An 18,233-nucleotide genomic window follows, 5' to 3' on the forward strand; every position below is an offset into this window, starting at 1 on the left:
GGTAAATTAATCATAGATGGCACCTGTGCTCCGGCCGATCTCAGTTATCCGACGGACTTAAATCTATTAAATCAAGGCAGAATAAAAACCGAAAAAATCATAGATATTCTCTATAAAACCATCAAAAGTGATGGCCAAACTTCCTGAAACTTCTATGACTGCGATCGCAATGACCTTTTTAGTAATCAACCTTTCTACCCTCGCGGGAAGAGGCATTTTCTCTTTTTTTGTACTTTTTTGCTCCAAAAACTGTTTTTGCGGTGTATTTTATAATTTAAAGTTATGGCTGAATAAATGATGATAATAATAAGTTATAAGCAGCTTTCTTTGAATCACAAATCAACCGTTCTAGAGATTAGTTTTGCCCTAAACGGATTTTTTTTTGCCTGTTTTGTAGATTTAGAAATTCAAACTCATTCTGTAATTTCTAGGAGTAATACCAAAATGTTTTTTGAAAGCATCACAGAACCGACTTGGACTTTTATACCCAACAGTTTGAGCTACTCCAGCAACAGTTAACATTCGCTCCGCTAAGAGATTTTTACCGCGTTCCATTCGGATTTTTTGCAAATATCCAAATGTAGTTGTACCAAAAACTTCTTTAAAGCCTCGTTTAAGTTTATAATCATTAAGTTGTACTTTTCTAGCTAATTCTATTAGGGATGGTGGATTTTCTAAATTTGTTTCTAAGATTGATTTTGCTTGATGAATTCTTTCAATATCATCCGGTTGTAAACATCCAGACGAACTAGATGAAATAATTTCTGACTGACTTTGTATTAGTTGGGTTAACTGTAAGCTTATTAATTCTAGTGCCTTACTTTCTAGATAAATTTGTCTTGCTATACCTTGATATGGGCAATTAATAATTTGCTGTAACGCTTGCTGCATTGCTGGAGTTATAGCTCCAACATTCCGATGAAAAATTTGCCGTGAATTATTGGTAATTAATGCTTTTAATTCAGTAGGCATTAGCTCGAGTTGACCACTACTAAAATTTCTGAAAATATCGGGTTCTACAATAATTCTAATTCTCTCTAAATTTTCTCCGGTTGGTATTTCTTCTATTTCTTTTGTGCCAGGAAGAAAAAATAAATAATTTTCTCCACTTTTTTCAGAATAGTAGTCATTTCCAATGCCTTCTGTCCATACTCGGTAACTTCCCGCAAGTTGGAAAGCTAATATTAATGGCATTGAATCATGATGTTGAATTTCTCTAGCAATAGTATATTTTGCTTTTCCACCACTAATCTTTATTTTTAGTCCAGGGCGCAGTTGGATTGTTCTATCGTATCCTACTCCTAATTCCTGTTCAGCTTGAATTTTGATAAAAGTTTCAAAATCCTTAGAGTAGGAAATAATCTTACCTTTTTCTAAGCATTCTTGATATAGTGCTTCCGATTCTGCTGCTGTTAAATATTTAATCATTTATAGTTTTTATTTTAGTAGTTAGTAGAAAGAACTTAAATATCATTTCTTTGAGATTTCAATATTATGAGTTACATTTTCTAACAAAAAAAATCTAGGAATTATTATGTCTCATTTGAAAACTCTATATATCCACTAAGATTAAATCTCAAATAAATTAGCTATGACAGAGTTTTGGTTGCTAAATTATTACAGGCATTAAGTATTAAAAGATTTGAGAAAATAGAAAAGTATAAAGTAATATCATATTAAGTTAAATACTTATAATAAAAAGCTGGCAAATTGTAGACTTGGTAAAAAAGCAGTAGCGCAACCCAAAAACTATTACCTGTTTTGTTTTAGACTTCAATCAAATCTATAGTATTAATAATGATTATTAATACTTGATATAAAAAAGAATATTAACAAAGATCGTCAACTTACTTTTACCAAAGAACTCACATGATATTGCTTAATTGCTGTTAATTCCATATCATCACTCGAACGCAAGGCACTCATCACCTCACCCTTAACTTCCACCTTTGCTTCATAAGCTTTTTTCAAATTGCTATGATCATCAACAATAAATTCTAATTGCACTAATGCCCCATTTGCTTCAGCTTTTGCTTCCTCTAGACTGAGATGTTTTAGTCTTTCTTGATCAAATGCCAATACTTGTCCTGCTTTGGGGTACTTCAACCAATTCCAACCTTCTTGCATCCATATTTCCCGCTCGGCAATTTGAGCAAAAGAGTTTAAACCTGCCCAACCTCGGTAATACTGACGCAGACCTGATACTGAACCATTTCTCAATACCAATAGATCGAGCATTTCTGGTTCTAAGTGTCCCCAATAACGACCTTCAGGTAGATCGACTAATGTTGGTGCAAACTGATGACCGCCAAAATGACTACATCTCCAGACCCGTAAATTTCCTTGAGAAGTAGCAGCATATTCCGAACGCAACTTCTTATAAATAGGATAGCCAAACCTACCACAAGCTACATCAACATTGGCATGAGTACAAACTAGCATTTCTCTAATTTGGCTAGTTTGTTGCTGATATTGCTGAAAATTTTCCAGTTCGTTTGGTTGTTGCTGTAGTTGCTTGAGCAAGGAAATTAGCAACTGACTCATCAGTTCATCAGGCACAATATATTCTTGCTTCTCATACTCGGCAAATAATTCACCAGGACGGTAATAATATAGTATGCGAGTATAACCATTCTGGGAATATTCGCGGTCCGGAGCGATCGCCATTGGTTTTAATTTCACACCTTTTTTAATAGCTTGGAAAATTAAACCAAGTACTGGTTTAAGTTGAGGATTTTCCATAAAAGCTTCTTCAGACCAGGGTTGTGCCATTTCAATGATTAACCAGTGGTCGCAAGTTGATGCTGTCCCTATGGGGTCTTCTCCATTAGCTTTTGATATCTCCGAACAAAAACGACACTCAGTGAGAGTGTTTTTAGTGGTTTGATATAGTTGAGTCATTTTATTAATAGTCGGAGCATTTTGCTCCCTTATTTATATCTTGCTTCTATTATTTGGACTGACATAGCCAGTTTTTTGCATTAGAGCGGGTTCATTTATGATTGAATGTGATGTATTAATTTGAACTGGAACACGCCACTACTAGCTTAGGTTGACGTAGGAAACCAAAAAATAATAAGATTTTTTTTGTTTATCCAGCCGATAAACTGCGCTAACAGTTCGTTCTACAAGGGAATAATTTTTTAGGCATCTCATGGCAGAAGGAGTATTTTAACAAAATCATTTTTTAGTGAATTTTTTTATATTTACTACAAGTTATGCCAACGCTTTTCATCTCAAAAACAGGGTTTCTGTCAGACATAGAAAACGTTTGCACAACATTCTGCCGGAAAGCTCTGCGTTAACAAAACTTACGGTATGGTCTGATTGCTACATCAAACTAAATAAAAAAAATTCTCATTTAATTCTAAATGAAAAGAATTATTATTGAATTATTAAAAAATTATATATAAATATTTTTAATTTGTAAAGTCTTTATTAAATTTGTAAAATTTTTTATTATAAAGAATATAAATCACACTTTTTGTTTGGCCTTGCGCCCCATTGGTATACACATTGGCGTCCCAGTTACAGGATCTTGAATAATTTGAGATTCCAGGCCAAATACTAAGCGAACCATTCCCACGGTCATCACTTGATCTGGAGTCCCCTGAGTTACAATTTGGCCATCTCGTAGCACAATCAAATTATCCCCATATCTACAAGCTTGATTCAGATCGTGCAAAACCATAACTATTGTTCGCCCTTGAGAATCATTCAAATCGTATAGCAAATCCAGAAGTTCAATCTGGTAAGCTAAGTCCAAAAAAGTAGTTGGTTCGTCCAACAATAAAATTTCTGTATCCTGAGCTAAAGCCATAGCAACCCAAGCTCGTTGCCTTTGACCTCCAGACAGAGAATCCAGCGATCGCCCTGCCAACTCTAAAAGTCCTGTCGTTACTAAAGCTTCTTGAGTTATTTTATCATCATCAATAGACCATTGTTGTAACCAATTTTGATGAGGATACCTACCCTGAGCTACTAACTCTTCCACTGTCAAACCTTCTGGAGCAGTAGGACTTTGAGGCAAAATAGCCAATTGTTTTGCTACTTCCTTAGTGGATAACTTAAATATGGAATTACTCTCCAAATAAACAGTACCGCTAATAGGTTTAAGCAATCTTGCCAAACTTTTGAGTAAAGTTGATTTGCCACAACCATTAGGACCGACTATTACAGTAATCTTACCTCTAGGAATTGCTAAATCTAAATTCAGGATAATAGGTTTTCCATTGTTATAAGCAACAGTTAGCTTTCGAGTAGTTAAAATACTTTTTGTTTTTTCCGATATCAAATCTGGTAGCATTGGTGTTATTTAATCTTCAAGATAAAAGTTTATATTGTAGCGGAGAATGGGTAATGGAAATAGCCATTCTATTTTTTCAGGAATGGTAAACGGAGTCGCTCTGAGTCGATTATTTTTGGCTCCGATACAATAAATAAAGAAAATAAGGCGCACCAATTATGGCAGTAATTATGCCACAAGGAATTTCTGTTGGAGCAACTAAGACTCTGCCAATTAAATCTGACAAGATAACAACAAATCCACCAATGATAGCAGCAGTCGGAATTAGACCTTCATGAGAATTTCCTACCAACTGCCTACCTAAATGTGGTGCAATAAATCCAACAAATGCTATGGCTCCTGCCGTTGCTACACAAGCAGCAGCTAAAGCAACACTTGTCAACCATAGCAAACTACGTCGCCAGTCAAGCGCCACACCTAAACCTCTAGCTACTTCCTCTCCTAAAAATAGGGCATTGAGGTCTTTTGCCAGGAAAAATGCTAATGGTAAAAATATTAATAACCAGGGTAGTAAGGGCCAAATATATTCCCAACTACGACCGTTTACGCTACCTGTAATCCAAATTAAAGCTTGAGAAACATTATTGATTTCGCCGAATGTCACCATGATAGAAGTTAAGGCAGCAGCTATGGTATTTAAACCAATACCAATCAAAACTAAATACATAGTCGAGTTCCTTTTTTCCCAAGCAAGTAGGTAAATGAGAAGCGAAATAGCGATCGCTCCACCAAAGGCAGAAATAGGTATTGCAAATAGAGGAGCATTTGGTAACAGTACAATTACCACCACAGCAGCTAAGCTTGCTCCAGCATTTACACCTATAATGCTCGGAGTTGCCAAAGGATTACGGATTAAGCTTTGCAAAATTGTTCCCGATACTGCTAATCCCATACCTACAGCTACTGCTACTAATGCTCGTGGTAAACGTAGGTTATTGACAATAAATGAATAATCTGTATTGCCTGTTTCCCAACCAATTATGGTTTTGAATACATCTAGTAGTGGTATTGGATATTCACCGACACTCACATTTAAGATCATAGTTACCAAGGTTAATGCTACCAAGACCAACAAAACAATTGGTACTCGTCGCTCCACGCGCCATGAGATGGGAAATTGTTGAGGGCGGATAACTAACCAGCGTTCTTTCATCTCTTAATCTTTGATAAAGCTAAATATATAAAAAAAGGACCTCCGATTAAGGATGTCATTATTCCTACAGGAATTTCAATAGGTTTTAGTAACAGACGAGCAGCAATATCAGCTAAAAGTAATAAAATGCTACCCAAAATTGCAGCGTAAGGGATAATCCAACGATAATCAATGCCAACTAAAAGGCGGGTAATGTGAGGAACTACTAATCCAATAAAACCAATGGCACCTGCTATTGATACGGAGCATCCTGCTAAAATCACTACACAGATAGTTGCACCAACTTTTACCCAGGCAGTTTGTACTCCTAAACCTGTTGCTACATCTTCTCCTAATGTTAGAATAGTAATTTGTCGTGCTAAGAAAAAAGCTATGCTTAATCCTACCAAAATATAAGGAAGCACTTGCAAAAATACATTGAAGTCTTTTCCGGCAACCGATCCAGCTAACCAAAATCGAATGGTCTCAAAACTTTTTTGATCGAGAATTAGTATTGCTGTAGTTAAAGAGCTAAGAAGAGCAGTTATCGCTGCACCTGCAATAGTCAGCTTGATAGGTTGAAGGCCGCCTTTACCTAGAGACCCCAACCAATAAACTGTGAGCGCTGTTACAATTGCTCCGAAAAAGCCAACAGTAGGATAAATATTTGCTGAGGAGGAACCAAAAATAAATCCAGCGGATACTACAGCTAAAGTTGCTCCTGCATTTATTCCCAAAATTCCTGGACTAGCTAGGGGATTTTTAGTTAATCCTTGCGTGATACTACCCGCCACAGCAAGGGAAGCTCCAACTAACATTGCGATTAAGCTGCGAGGTAGTCTCAGAGTCCAGATAATTAGTTGGTTTGTGGAACCGTCGAATGCTGTAAATGTTTTGTAAACAGTTTCGAGAGGAATTTCTGCATCACCTGTAGTTATACTAATAATCAAGCAGATTATTAATACTAATATGCTTACCAGTAAACCTGCGGTTAGTAAACGCTGAGAGCGGGAGTTTTGTTTGGGTAATTGACTGACACGAGAATTTTTTTCCATTTGTTTAATTATTTTTCCAGACCGCAAGTTGTTTTTTTGTCTCCTCAAAATCTAAACACACTATTGAGAATAATTATTTATTATAAGGATGAATGTACTATAAGTATTTAACTTGAAAAATTCCTCAAAAGCCAATTTAAGGTTGATTCACTGTATTGGCCATTATATTAAATTAGTTAATTATTTTTATCAATAACTTTTTCTCATTAATTAATCCAGAAATAATTATACATTATAATGTCACTTAACCCAAATTTTGATTCCGATTCATCCCCATCTAGACCACAGCTATTTTTAAAATGGCTGCCTTGGTTATTACTAATATTATCATTGGGAGTAACATGGGTTGTCTGGCAAAGAACTGATAGAGTTTCTGTTAGTTCAACAGAGCTATCAACAGACTATGCAGAAAGGGAACTAGAAAAAATAAAGGAACAAAAGTCGATACTTATATTGGCGAATGGTTTAACTATTAGTTGTCTTTTGTTTGGTTTAACTTGGTCTATCACTACTACTGAATATCGAGCTAAAGCAATAGCTAGAGGAATGAACCACGAGTTATCTCATAAAGAACAGCAGTTACGAAGTATTATTACAAATGCTCCTGTTCTTTTGTTTACCCTTGATTGTCATGGTATATTTACCTTATTTGAAGGTAAAAATGTCAAACTAACAAGTCAAAAATTAGATGGAATATTAGGACTATCTATTTATGATGTCTACCGATACCAACCTCAACTTTTAGAAGCTAATAATTGTGCTTTGAGAGGAGAAAATGCTCAGGCAATTGCTCAGTTTGGGGACTTAACTTTTAATACTAGATGGTCTCCTTTAAAAGGAGAAAATGATGTAATATTTGGTGTGATTGCTGTTGCTACTAATATTACAGAACGTGAGAAACTGATAACTGCTCTACAAAAATCAGAAGCTAAATCAAGAGAAAAAGCAGAAAAACTACAACAAACTTTAAATGAACTTCTTGAGACTCAAAGTCAATTAATTCAGGCGGAAAAACTATCTAGTTTAGGTTATTTAGTAGCTGGTATTGCCCATGAAGTTAATAATCCTATTAATTTTCTTCAAGGTAACTTATACTACACAAATAATTATGCTCAAGGCTTACTAGAATTAATTAATTTATATCAACAAAATTTTCCAATTCCAGGAGTAGAAATATCACAAAAGATAGATGATTTAGAATTAGATTTTATTATAGAAGATTTACCTAAAATATTAAATTCCATGAATATAGCAACTGAACGTATCTCTGAATTGGTTAAGTCTTTGAAAAACTTTTCTCGCCTTGATGAAGCAGATATGAAACCAGTAGATATTCATTCTGGTCTTGATAGCACTTTGTTGATTTTAAATCATAGATTGAAAGAAAAGCAAAATTGTCCAACTATTCAAGTAAAAAAAGAGTATGGTAATTTACCTGAAGTTGAGTGTTATCCCGGTCAGTTAAATCAGGTATTTATGAATATTTTAGTAAATGGAATTGATGCTTTAGAAGAATCTGTATCTAAAGGAAAAAACTCTAATCCTGAAATTATAATTTTTACGGAATTAGGAAATGAAAAAATTGTCAGAATTAGAATAAAAGATAATGGACCTGGGATACCAGAAAATATTAAAAATAAATTATTTGACCCTTTTTTTACTACAAAACCTACTGGCAAAGGAACAGGTTTAGGATTGTCAATTAGTTATAACATAGTAGTAGAAAAGCATAAGGGTTTATTAAAATTTGTTTCTAGTCCGTTACAAGGAACTGAGTTTATGATTGAAATTCCTATTTTTCAAAGAAATTTAGAAGCTGGTAGAAGTAGTCAATAGTCAGTAGTTAGTAGTCAGCTATATAGAGCTTATTATTATCATTTTTTACGAAGAAAACATCATCTTTTGTCTCAAATTAAACTAAATGTAATTATTACTGCTTAATTTTTCCCTCAACCCAAGTTCCTTCAACTTTGGTACCATCAGCAAAAATATAGACTCCTTCACCATGTTTTTTGCCATTTTTAAATTCCCCTTCATAGCTTTCGCCATCAGCATATTGGCAAACAACATTACCATTAAAGTTACCGTTTTTTAATTCGCCTTCACAGCGATCGCCATTGGTAAAACTATAGACTCCCCTACCATCCATCTTGCCATTCCTAAATTCTCCCTCATAACTATTGCCATCGGCAAAATTCAGAAGTCCTTGACCCTCGGGTTCTCCATTCTTAAATTCTCCATCATAGCGGTTGCCATTAGCATATTCTCGCAGACCTTTGCCATGAAATTTACCATCTTGGAATCCTCCATCATAGCGACCACCTGCTGCAAATATATATACCCCTGTACCATTGTATTTACCATTAGCAAATTCTCCTTCGTAGCGATCGCCGTTGGCTAAATTATAAACTCCTTTTCCATCCCTCTGACCATTACGCAACTGTCCTTCATATTTGTTACCTGTAGAATATTCACAGTAACCAGTGCTATTCAATTTTCCATTTGTCACCTCTCCTTCACAACGGTCGCCTTTAGCAGTAATAAACGCACCTTTGCCACTAGGTTGACCTGCTTTAAAATCTCCCTCATAACGGGCACCACTAGCAGAAACGAAAGTACCTTTACCGTCTAACTTACCATTCAATACTTCTCCCTCATAGCGATCGCCATTGGCAAATTCCCAAACCCCAGTGCCATTAAATTCACCATCTCTAAATTCTCCCTGATAACGACCCCCATCAGCAAAAGTATATGTTCCTTTACCATCTGGTTTACCATCAACAAAGTTCCCTTCATAGCTAGCACCATCAGGATATTTGCAGACTCCCTGACCATTTAATTTACCATTTTGGACTGTTCCATCACAGCTAGTACCATCAGCAGAAGTAACTTGTTCAGCAATAGCTAGCTGTGGTAAGATAACCAAACTTGTGACATAGCAACTAGAAGCTGCCAAAATAATTCCTAATTTTTTTTTGATTGAATTTATCATTTTAATGTTAATAAATTGGATTTTCATAACTGAATTTTTTTAGTAATTTATCTACTGACTACTGACTATTGACTACTCAAACAATCATCTCAACTGAAATTTGAGCGTAACTAGAACTCCTAGTTTTCCTCCATCCTTTGGGTCTAACTTCCATTCTTTTACTGCTTCCATTGCAGCTTCATCTAATATGGAATGACCGCTAGATTTTTCTATGTAAACATTAGTTACATTACCGTCAAAATCAATATCAATTCTTAACTTGGGGTTTCCCTCTAATCCTTCCTCCCTAGCTAAACTAGGATAATCAGGTTGAGGACAATCAATGCAAGATACACCACCGGAACCATCACTAGAACCATCACTAGAACCGGAACCAGAACCAGAACTAGGTTTTGTAGGTCTCTCTCTTGAACCACCAAAACCTTGTAAAGGCGACCCCACTGCTGCTAGTTCCCCACTACCAGGGTTGCCCGAATTTCTGCCAGTACCATCTTCAAAGTTACCAGGACCACTCAAAGCATCTCCAATACCTGAATTTGACTGACCGCTGGCAGTAGGTTGAGTTCCTACTTCTCCTGGTAATGAAGGACGAGAACCTTCTCCTGTATTATCAGAACTTAGGGGCGATCCAAATTGACTATTGCTATTACCAGGGTTAGCAGAATTTGTAGCTACATCTCCAAAACTACTTTCTTCGCTGAGGGAACTACCAATATTTGAGTTAGTGGGACTAACACTAGGTTGAGTTCCTACTGCTGCTGAAGGTCTTGTCGGTGCAGACCTTTCTGTCTCAATAGGACTAGATAGGGAACTTTGTGTATTACCAATATTACTCGAAACATCCTCAAAACTACTCTGTTCGCTCAGAGAACTACTCAAGTTTGAGCTAGGTTCATCAAAACTAGGTTGAGTTACTTCTGCAACTTCTGGTTGGGGAACTTCTGGAGGAATATTAGCTGCTATTGGTGCAGAAAAGGAGTCTGATGTTTCTGGAGTAGATACACTGTCTGGTTGTACCTCTGCTATAGAGTCTGGAGAAAAAGCTGCTGCTGATGGGTTTGGTTGAGCAATGGGTTCCGCAGCAACAGGTTCTGGTAATGGTTCAGGTTCTGGTAATGGTTCTAACTGTTGGGGTTGCTCAATGGGTTCCAGTGCTGTTTCTGTTGGTAGTTCGGGAGAAGAAGGTTCTACTGTTTCTGATATTGCCGTTTCCGTTGGTATTTCTGGAGGAACGATTTCCTGGGGTTGAGCAATAGCTGTTTCCAGTGGTTCTGGAGGTATAACTTCTTGCTCTTCGACTATCTCTTCTAGTTCCGGTTCCTCTACTATCTCTTCTAGTTCCGGTTCCTCTACTATCTCTTCTGGTTCCGGTTCCTCTACTATTTCTTCTGGTTCTGGTTCCTCTACTATTTCTTCTGGTTCTGGTTCCTCTACTATTTCTTCTGGTTCTTCTACAAAAATTAGTTCAATTGCATCTTCCTCTTGTTCTGGGGGTCGATCCAACATTCCAGATATTGCTAATGTGAGAACTCCTGCGTGGAGGATGGTCGAACACAACAAACCATAAATAACGAACTTTTTTACTGTTCGTCTATCTTTTTGCTGTTGTTCTATACAAGTAATTGAGAGACTCATATATCTTTAAAAAATTGATAATTTAACTTAATTTCTCCTCAAAATGTTGAAAATATAGATAGTTTATCAGCACAATAATTTACCATATAAATTAATTTTATACTTTTGAGTCAAACCAAGGTAAGTTATTAAATAATAATTGTTACCTACTTTGGTTTCTTAGTGGCGATCGCTAGTTTTACTTCATCTATTTTTCGCAGTTGATCCATAACTCCTACTACATCACCATGGTCTACCTCTTCATCAGCTTTTATGGTAACTATAGATGTTTGATTTGGTAGGACAAGTTGGCGTACTGCTTTTTCCAAAGCATCTACTTCTATAAGTTCGCGATTGAGAAATACTTTCCCGGCTTCGTCGATAGTTACAGTTATTTGTTCAGTTCGTTGAAGTTGAGATGTAGCAGCTTTTGGTAAATTAACTGGTAAACCCTCCGAACGGGTTAAAAATAAGGTAGAAATGATAAAAAATGCCAATATAGAGAATATCACATCAATCATTGGCAATATATTTATCTGGGGTGCTACATCTAGATCGTCATCAATTAAACGCATGATTTAGTACTTTTAATCTCTTAGTTATTTATATTATTTTTTGCTGAAAATATTTATTTTTTTAAGTTCTAAATTTGGATACTTCTAAGGATTTATTGAGAGTAGGTTTAAAGTTAAATTCTCCTCTTTCATAATGAATACGATAGAGAAGTTCAAGCTGACCGCCGTACTCTTGAATCAAAGCCATTTGTCGTTTATAAAATCCCCGAAACATATTGCTAAATACTAGGGTGAAAATAGCTACTACTAATCCTAATACCGTTGATGCTAAAGCTTCACTAATACCACCCGTTACTCCAGCACTACTACTACCACCAACATCTCCTATATTTAAGGAAGCAAAAGAAGTAATTAATCCTAAAACAGTTCCTAACAAACCAAGTAGAGGAGCAACGTTAATAATAGTGTCAAATATCGTGTTAAAACGACGGAGAGTAGGAAGTTCTGCTGAGGAAGCACTTTCTAAAGCTAGGCGCATTTCATCTGGAGTCGGTTTCTCTAGTTCTAAAGCTTCTAGAAAAATTCGAGGGATGGGTAAGTCAGCGTTTTTCTGAAGTATGCTTAGAGCAGTATAAGCATCTGTTCTATATGTTTTCAGTACCTTTTGCACTACTAAACTTTGCCGTTGCAAAACTTTAAACCAAAATACACCACGCTCTATCACTAGAGCGATCGCTACAAGGGAAAATAGCAATAGTGGCCAGGCGACAATGCCTGCATTCGTAATAAATTGACTAATTTGCATTACATTTATAATTCAGTAGTAGTTATGGACAAAACCTAAATTAAATTTAGTTTTATATAGATTTGCTAATAAATCCGAATTTATTTTAATAATTTTTTTGTAAGTTTTGAGGATACATAGAATAATCTTAATATTTGTTCAAATTTTACTAAAATCATTAAAAATCTTTATTGCAATTTATTAGCATATATGTTGGAGATAAGAACTGCAACTAAAGCCAATTAAGAGTGACAAAAATAACATAATGAGAACAAATGAATGATATTTGTCTAGCCTATTTGCTGCTATAAAGTAAATTGTGGTTTAGTGTCTATCTCTTCTACTGACTGCTAACTATTGTGGTCTGGCAGTATAAATTCCACATTCCTTAGATTATGGAAACGATATCCACATAAACAGATGACTATACCTAAGCCAGAAAATAGCGGATTTTGTAATGCCATACCAGCACCAGCACCAGTACCAAATAAACCACCAAAGATGTTAGCTAACGAACCACCTGTTTTCATAGCAGGTTCAAATATGTTGTCATCCAAAGGACCGCTAATTCCCAAACCCAATGGAGTAGTTATTTGAGCTATGAGAAAACGAGAAGCAAAAATTCTTCCTTGAATACCAGGTTCCACTTTAGAAAGCCAAATTGCTTGATTGCAACTACCCAACCAAGGCATAAAAAAACCACCAGAAGTAGCTGTTACAATCCAAATTAAAGGATCTCGTGCTAGACTCAAGAGGATTTTGGCAAATTCTGTCACTCCAGTACCTATCAACATTCCATGAATTCGTAACTTTAGTCCACCCCAAATACTAAATATCATCGCACCTATTGAAGCACCGACTCCAAAAGCAATGTTGACACTTGCAAGTATCTCAGGGTTGTTATTAGTTCGAGCTAGAATCATAGAAGAGAAAACTGCCATTCCGACTTTATCTACAAAATTAGTGGTTAGCAGAAATGTAAGGAGAGCTAATAAACTTTGATTTAAACTGTTTCTTAAGAAAGTTTAATAGTTTTTTTCTTAAAAATTACTTTTTTTTTGAAAAAAATCCGTTTAAGGCAATAATTCCGTTTAAGGCAAGATTTATTTTTATTATTTCTTTATAATTTAATTGAAAATCAAATTTTAATTGAGCACTTTTAGAGTATATAAAAAAGAAGTGAATTTATAAGTATAAATATTGTTTAATATTAATTAAATAATATTTGTTTATAACTATTGCCAACTTGAGGTAAAGTCGTTAGCATACTAAAGCAAGGTTACTTGAGAAGTAATTTCAATAACTGATGTGTAGCAATGGTAGATGGGGGGTAAAACATCTACTAAATCTTAACAATAAAAAATTTTAATATTACCCAATAAGTAACTCTTCTTTAACTATTGATAAATAAATCGGTAGATCTAATGCTGCTTTACCATTAGTCAATGTAGATAACAAGTAGTTAGGTATTAAAATTTGTCACCATTTAACAAAATGTGAATACCTCCTCAACTCCTTGGAGTAATTTAGAGTTAGTTTATAAATTTTAATTAGACTTGTCGCTTTATAACTTAAAAATTACCCAAAAGCCTTGTTATGTAAGGATTGTAGCTATTGGATAGCAAAAATGCTGTGAATTATTGCTCTGTCTAGGTTAGAGTAATTTTTTCCCTTTATTTAGCTACAACTCTATTATAGTAAAGCTTTTTCCTGTCTACATTAACTGTAATAGAAATCAGTTATAAATGAGAAAAATATTAATTAGGCTTAACCTATCTTGGTATGTCTGAAAGCAAAGTATATCTAGGAATGTCACTTAGATCGCTGTGATGAACAAATAAAGCTAGCTGACAAAGCCGGGTAAATTTAAATTTAGTTGCTTATTACAATTGCAAAAGTTAGGCATTGGTGAATGCGTAATGCTTTTGTTTCAAATATCTATCTATGAAAAAAAACTATAATTGTACCATTCATAAATATTTAATGGCATTACCTAATCACCAACCCCAAAAGTTAGGCTGAAATAGCTGCTAATACTTTATTGCATACTTCATCCAAGAAAGCATTAGAAAAAAATTAACTCTCAAATTAATTAGTTAGGATAAATTAATGCTAGACAAGATCAATCGTTATGCTCATGGGTTTGTAGCTGTACCAGTGATTTGTGCCTGTTCAGAAGCAGGGGTATTCGAGTTACTAGCACAGAAAAAAGCACTGAAATTAGAAGAAATAGTAGAGGAGTTAGGAGCAAATAGTGGACATCTAATGGTAGCTCTACGACTGCTAGAGTCACTATCATTCCTGTATCGCTCTGAATCAGAAGCATACACATTAACAGAAGAAAGTCAACAACATCAAATCATCCCAAAAGCTCTGATGAGCTTATATAAATATCCATTTGAGTCTTATGTAAAAGGAGAAGTAGAAGCAGAAATCAGCAATTGGATTAAATATTCATCCCGGAGATGGGATACAGAAAACTCTTTACTTAGTGATTTATTGGATGGGGTATTAGTTATTCCTCTGTTACTAGAACTTAAGAAACAAAATTTACTGGATGAATCAAAGAAATTATTCAACACATTAACAAATTCACTCCAACAAGAATTATCTAAACTATTCATCAATTTAGGATGGGCAGAAGAAAAAACAGAAGGGCTATATTTAACAGATATAGGTAAGTTTATGCGTGACAGATCCTTAATTTTAGGAACAACAGCATCTTATGCCCCTATGTTATTACAAATGAAAGAATTGCTATTCGGAAATCCTCAGCAAGTATTTCAAAGAGATCAAACTGAAAACGAAAGACACGTAAATAGAGTATTAAATGTAGTAGCAAGTGGTTTTCAACACGAAAAGTTTTTTGCCGACACAGATAAAATAATCCTATCTATATTTAATCAACAGCCAATAGAAGAGCAACCAAGCTATATAGTAGATATGGGTTGTGGGGATGGAACGCTCCTAAAACGAGTATATAAAATCATCAAAGAATTCTCTGCTAGAGGAAAAGTCTTAACAGAGCATCCGATTGTGATGGTAGGAGCAGACTACAACCAAGAAGCATTAGATGTTACAGATAAAAATTTAGGAGAGATTCCCCATCTAATCATTCCAGGAGATATAGGAGCACCAGAAAAGTTATTAGAGAAATTCAAAGTACAAGGAATAGAGGCAGAAAAAGTATTACATATTCGTTCGTTCCTAGACCATGATCGACCATTTATAGCTCCCAAAGACACAGAAAAATCCCAAGTCCGGTCTGAACTAGATTATCAAGTAGTAGATGTAGATCCAGAAGGAAAACTTATACCACCTCACATAGCAGTACAAAGTTTAGTAGAACATCTAGAAAGATGGTCATCAATAATAACCAGACATGGACTATTACTCTTAGAAGTACACAGTTTAACACCAGCAGTAGTCCAAAAATATATTGATGAAAGTGAATCTCTACATTTTGATGCCTATCATGCCTTCTCAATGCAACATTTAGTAGAAGCAGATGTATTCTTGATGGCAGGAGCAGAGGTAGGTTTATTCTCCAAGAAAGCAGCTTTTCGCAAGTATCCAAAAATGTTGCCATTGACTCGCATCACAGTCAATCATTTTGAAAAGCGTGAATATCAGATCCGGTATGCAACTGTCAAGGATATACCTAATCTGTTAAACTGTGCCACAATTAATCAACCTGGGAGCGAATCCTGGTTTGAAGTTTTATTGAAACAAGATCCAACAGCACATTTAGTGTTAGAAAGTCAAGGTGATTTAGTAGCTGCAATCTTAACAGAAGCTAACTATTCGACTGAGGTACTAGAAGTTCGTGAGTTTTTAGTAGGGACTACTGTAGAAAATTGGCAAGTATTAGCAAAAGACTTACTAGAATTTGTGGAGCAGTGGGCAATAGTTAAACCAGGAATCCAAGAAATAGATGGGTTATTAAAATACCACGAAGCCATCTCAAGCTTGACAAACTCAAAGTGGCATCAATCCTCAGTTTTAAGCAAAAAGCTCACAGAAAAAGTAGCCCTACATCAATTAGCGACATTAGAGCTATGTGATTTAATGGCTCCAGAATATGAGCTAGAAGCTTTTGCAGCACGTTGGCTTTTGCGTGTTTTTCAAGATATGGGAGTATTCCTCAGAGAGGGTGAATTTTATCTAGAGTCTGAGTTGATATCCAAGCTAAAAATCTCATCACGTTACCAGAGACTTTTCAATGCTTTGTTGCAAATTTTGCAGAAGCGTGGTATTGTCAAAGTCGAAAAAGGTAGAGTGTGGACATTAGCAAGATGCCAGAGTTTTGCGATAAAAGATGTTGCGTCTGATGTTGCTGCTTTTCATAAGTATTTTTCAGAAAAATATCCCGCTCATTCATCCTGGTTAACAGTAGTAAAAAGGTGCTTAGACAAATATCCATTGATTCTACGTGGAGAAGTAGATGTCAATGAAGTAGTATTTACTGATGGGGATATGGAGCTATTTGCTGGACTATTCCTAGGGCATCGTGTGGCTGACTACTTTAATGAATTGCTAGCAGATGGGGTTTGCTGGGAAGTAGAACAACGTTTGTTAGAAAATAGGGATGGACTTATTCGGATATTGGAGATTGGAGCAGGAACCGGCGGTGTGACAGGAATATTACTAGAAAAGCTAGCTCCTTATGGAGAGAAAATTGAATTCTGGTTTACTGATATTTCTAGCACTTTTACACGTTATGGCGAGACTAAATTTAAGCAGTATCCTTGGGTAAAATATGAAATATTTGACGTAGAAAAATCTCTTGATGTTCAGGGAATAAAAGCTGAAAGTTTTGATGTGGTAATTGCCAATAATGTACTCCATAGCACAAAATTAATTCATCAAACCTTAAAGAACAATAACTCACTATTAAATACAGGGGGGTTATTGGCATTACTAGAGTTTACTCAACCAATTGATGTTCTTTTATACTTTGGAGGGTTCCTGCAAGGATTTTGGTTGTTTGAAGATCCTGAAAACCGATTAGAAGTTGGTTGTTTACTGAGCATACCACTCTGGCAAAAAGTTCTCAGTGATTGTGGGTTTGATGAAATAATACCATTGGGATTACCCTGCGAGATGCACGATCTTTCTAAGGCGAGAGAGTCTGTTATATTTGCTCGAAAACATCAATTGCAGGCAATAGAATCTTCTGAGGAAATCCCACAAAATTTAACGGAAAATGGGAAGTATAGTCAGACAGAAATAAATTCTCCTAGTATCAGTTCAGTAGAAAGTTCATCCAAATTAGAAATATTTGAACTCGAATGTCGAAAATTATTAAAAACTCTACTGGGTGTTGAACGAATGGAGAGCTTGTCTGGTGATACACCACTAATGGAATCAGGAATGGATTCATTGGAATTGTTAGAGTTTCGTGCTGTTCTAGAAAGAAAGTTTGGGATTAAATTAAAATCTACCTTCTTTTTTAGTTACAAAACTTTAATAGAGGTAGCAGAGTATCTTTCAGAAAAGGATAGTCAGACAGAAATTGATTCTCCTAGTATCAGTTCAGAAGAAAGTTCATCCAAATTAGAAATATTTGAACTCGAATGTCGAAAATTATTAAAAACTCTACTGGGTGTTGAACGAATGGAGAGCTTGTCTGGTGATACACCACTAATGGAATCAGGAATGGATTCACTAGAATTGTTAGAGTTTCGTGCTGTTCTAGAAAGAAAGTTTGGGATTAAATTAAAGTCTACCTTCTTTTTTAGTTACAAAACTTTAATAGCTGTAGCAGAGTATCTTTCAGAACGGGAAGATATTAATTTGAGTTAATAGGACTAGGACTGAAAAAAACAATTTACG

General features: G+C 35.4%; 12 protein-coding genes. 2 read left to right on the forward strand and 10 right to left on the reverse strand.

Annotated elements, in window-relative coordinates; genetic code table 11:
• Nucleotides 1–399: 399 nt before the first annotated feature.
• From F6K27_RS22455 to F6K27_RS22475, 5 genes are all read right to left on the reverse strand, one after another.
• Nucleotides 400–1,428 carry an AraC family transcriptional regulator gene (locus tag F6K27_RS22455; protein ID WP_287275922.1) on the reverse strand — a complete coding sequence of 343 codons (1,029 nt, stop codon included), beginning with the start codon at nt 1,426–1,428 and terminating at the stop codon, nt 400–402.
• Between the two features lie 414 nt (nt 1,429–1,842).
• Nucleotides 1,843–2,901, reverse strand: a complete 1,059-nt coding sequence (locus F6K27_RS22460; protein ID WP_287275924.1) for a sucrase ferredoxin — start codon at nt 2,899–2,901, stop codon at nt 1,843–1,845.
• 574 nt (nt 2,902–3,475) lie between these two features.
• Nucleotides 3,476–4,306 (reverse strand): ABC transporter ATP-binding protein, encoded by an 831-nt coding sequence (locus tag F6K27_RS22465; protein WP_287275926.1) that lies wholly within the window; start codon nt 4,304–4,306, stop codon nt 3,476–3,478.
• Between the two features lie 109 nt (nt 4,307–4,415).
• Complete coding sequence (locus F6K27_RS22470) at nt 4,416–5,459, reverse strand: iron ABC transporter permease (RefSeq protein WP_287275928.1); 1,044 nt, start codon at nt 5,457–5,459, stop codon at nt 4,416–4,418.
• Nucleotides 5,456–6,493: an iron ABC transporter permease gene (locus F6K27_RS22475; protein WP_287275931.1), complete on the reverse strand. Its 1,038-nt coding sequence runs from the start codon at nt 6,491–6,493 to the stop codon at nt 5,456–5,458. Before F6K27_RS22475 ends, F6K27_RS22470 begins: the two co-directional genes overlap by 4 nt.
• 237 nt (nt 6,494–6,730) lie before the next feature.
• Here F6K27_RS22475 and F6K27_RS22480 point away from each other — a divergent pair, with 237 nt between their 5' ends.
• Nucleotides 6,731–8,329, forward strand: a complete 1,599-nt coding sequence (locus tag F6K27_RS22480; protein WP_287275933.1) for a sensor histidine kinase — start codon at nt 6,731–6,733, stop codon at nt 8,327–8,329.
• A gap of 94 nt (nt 8,330–8,423) precedes the next feature.
• On the opposite strand, the gene F6K27_RS22485 is transcribed toward F6K27_RS22480, so the two are convergent.
• The 5 genes from F6K27_RS22485 to F6K27_RS22505 form a co-directional block, all read right to left on the reverse strand.
• Nucleotides 8,424–9,485 carry a hypothetical protein gene (locus F6K27_RS22485; RefSeq protein WP_287275935.1) on the reverse strand — a complete coding sequence of 354 codons (1,062 nt, stop codon included), beginning with the start codon at nt 9,483–9,485 and terminating at the stop codon, nt 8,424–8,426.
• 84 nt (nt 9,486–9,569) lie between these two features.
• A complete protein-coding gene (locus F6K27_RS22490; protein ID WP_287275937.1) occupies nt 9,570–11,120 on the reverse strand; it encodes a TonB family protein in 1,551 nt (516 codons plus the stop codon).
• A 146-nt stretch (nt 11,121–11,266) separates the two neighbouring features.
• Nucleotides 11,267–11,674 (reverse strand): biopolymer transporter ExbD, encoded by a 408-nt coding sequence (locus F6K27_RS22495; RefSeq protein WP_287275938.1) that lies wholly within the window; start codon nt 11,672–11,674, stop codon nt 11,267–11,269.
• A 61-nt stretch (nt 11,675–11,735) separates the two neighbouring features.
• Complete coding sequence (locus F6K27_RS22500) at nt 11,736–12,419, reverse strand: MotA/TolQ/ExbB proton channel family protein (protein ID WP_287275940.1); 684 nt, start codon at nt 12,417–12,419, stop codon at nt 11,736–11,738.
• 329 nt (nt 12,420–12,748) lie between these two features.
• The gene (locus F6K27_RS22505; RefSeq protein WP_287275942.1) at nt 12,749–13,339 is read right to left on the reverse strand and encodes a hypothetical protein; all 591 of its coding nucleotides are present in this window, start codon (nt 13,337–13,339) and stop codon (nt 12,749–12,751) included.
• Nucleotides 13,340–14,507: 1,168 nt separating this feature from the next.
• Here F6K27_RS22505 and F6K27_RS22510 point away from each other — a divergent pair.
• The gene (locus tag F6K27_RS22510; protein WP_287275944.1) at nt 14,508–18,203 is read left to right on the forward strand and encodes a phosphopantetheine-binding protein; all 3,696 of its coding nucleotides are present in this window, start codon (nt 14,508–14,510) and stop codon (nt 18,201–18,203) included.
• Nucleotides 18,204–18,233: the final 30 nt, after the last annotated feature.

The sequence above is a fragment of the Okeania sp. SIO2F5 genome (genome assembly GCF_010692685.1).
Lineage (GTDB): Bacteria > Cyanobacteriota > Cyanobacteriia > Cyanobacteriales > Microcoleaceae > Okeania > Okeania hirsuta.

Coding starts and splice junctions, on each gene's coding strand:
- F6K27_RS22510 (WP_287275944.1), top strand. CDS start 14,508: ATGCTAGACAAGATCAATCGTTATGCTCATGGGTTTGTAGCTGTACCA.
- F6K27_RS22505 (WP_287275942.1), bottom strand. CDS start 13,339: ATGGCAGTTTTCTCTTCTATGATTCTAGCTCGAACTAATAACAACCCT.
- F6K27_RS22485 (WP_287275935.1), bottom strand. CDS start 9,485: ATGATAAATTCAATCAAAAAAAAATTAGGAATTATTTTGGCAGCTTCT.
- F6K27_RS22490 (WP_287275937.1), bottom strand. CDS start 11,120: ATGAGTCTCTCAATTACTTGTATAGAACAACAGCAAAAAGATAGACGA.
- F6K27_RS22470 (WP_287275928.1), bottom strand. CDS start 5,459: ATGAAAGAACGCTGGTTAGTTATCCGCCCTCAACAATTTCCCATCTCA.
- F6K27_RS22475 (WP_287275931.1), bottom strand. CDS start 6,493: ATGGAAAAAAATTCTCGTGTCAGTCAATTACCCAAACAAAACTCCCGC.
- F6K27_RS22480 (WP_287275933.1), top strand. CDS start 6,731: ATGTCACTTAACCCAAATTTTGATTCCGATTCATCCCCATCTAGACCA.
- F6K27_RS22460 (WP_287275924.1), bottom strand. CDS start 2,901: ATGACTCAACTATATCAAACCACTAAAAACACTCTCACTGAGTGTCGT.
- F6K27_RS22465 (WP_287275926.1), bottom strand. CDS start 4,306: ATGCTACCAGATTTGATATCGGAAAAAACAAAAAGTATTTTAACTACT.
- F6K27_RS22500 (WP_287275940.1), bottom strand. CDS start 12,419: ATGCAAATTAGTCAATTTATTACGAATGCAGGCATTGTCGCCTGGCCA.
- F6K27_RS22495 (WP_287275938.1), bottom strand. CDS start 11,674: ATGCGTTTAATTGATGACGATCTAGATGTAGCACCCCAGATAAATATA.
- F6K27_RS22455 (WP_287275922.1), bottom strand. CDS start 1,428: ATGATTAAATATTTAACAGCAGCAGAATCGGAAGCACTATATCAAGAA.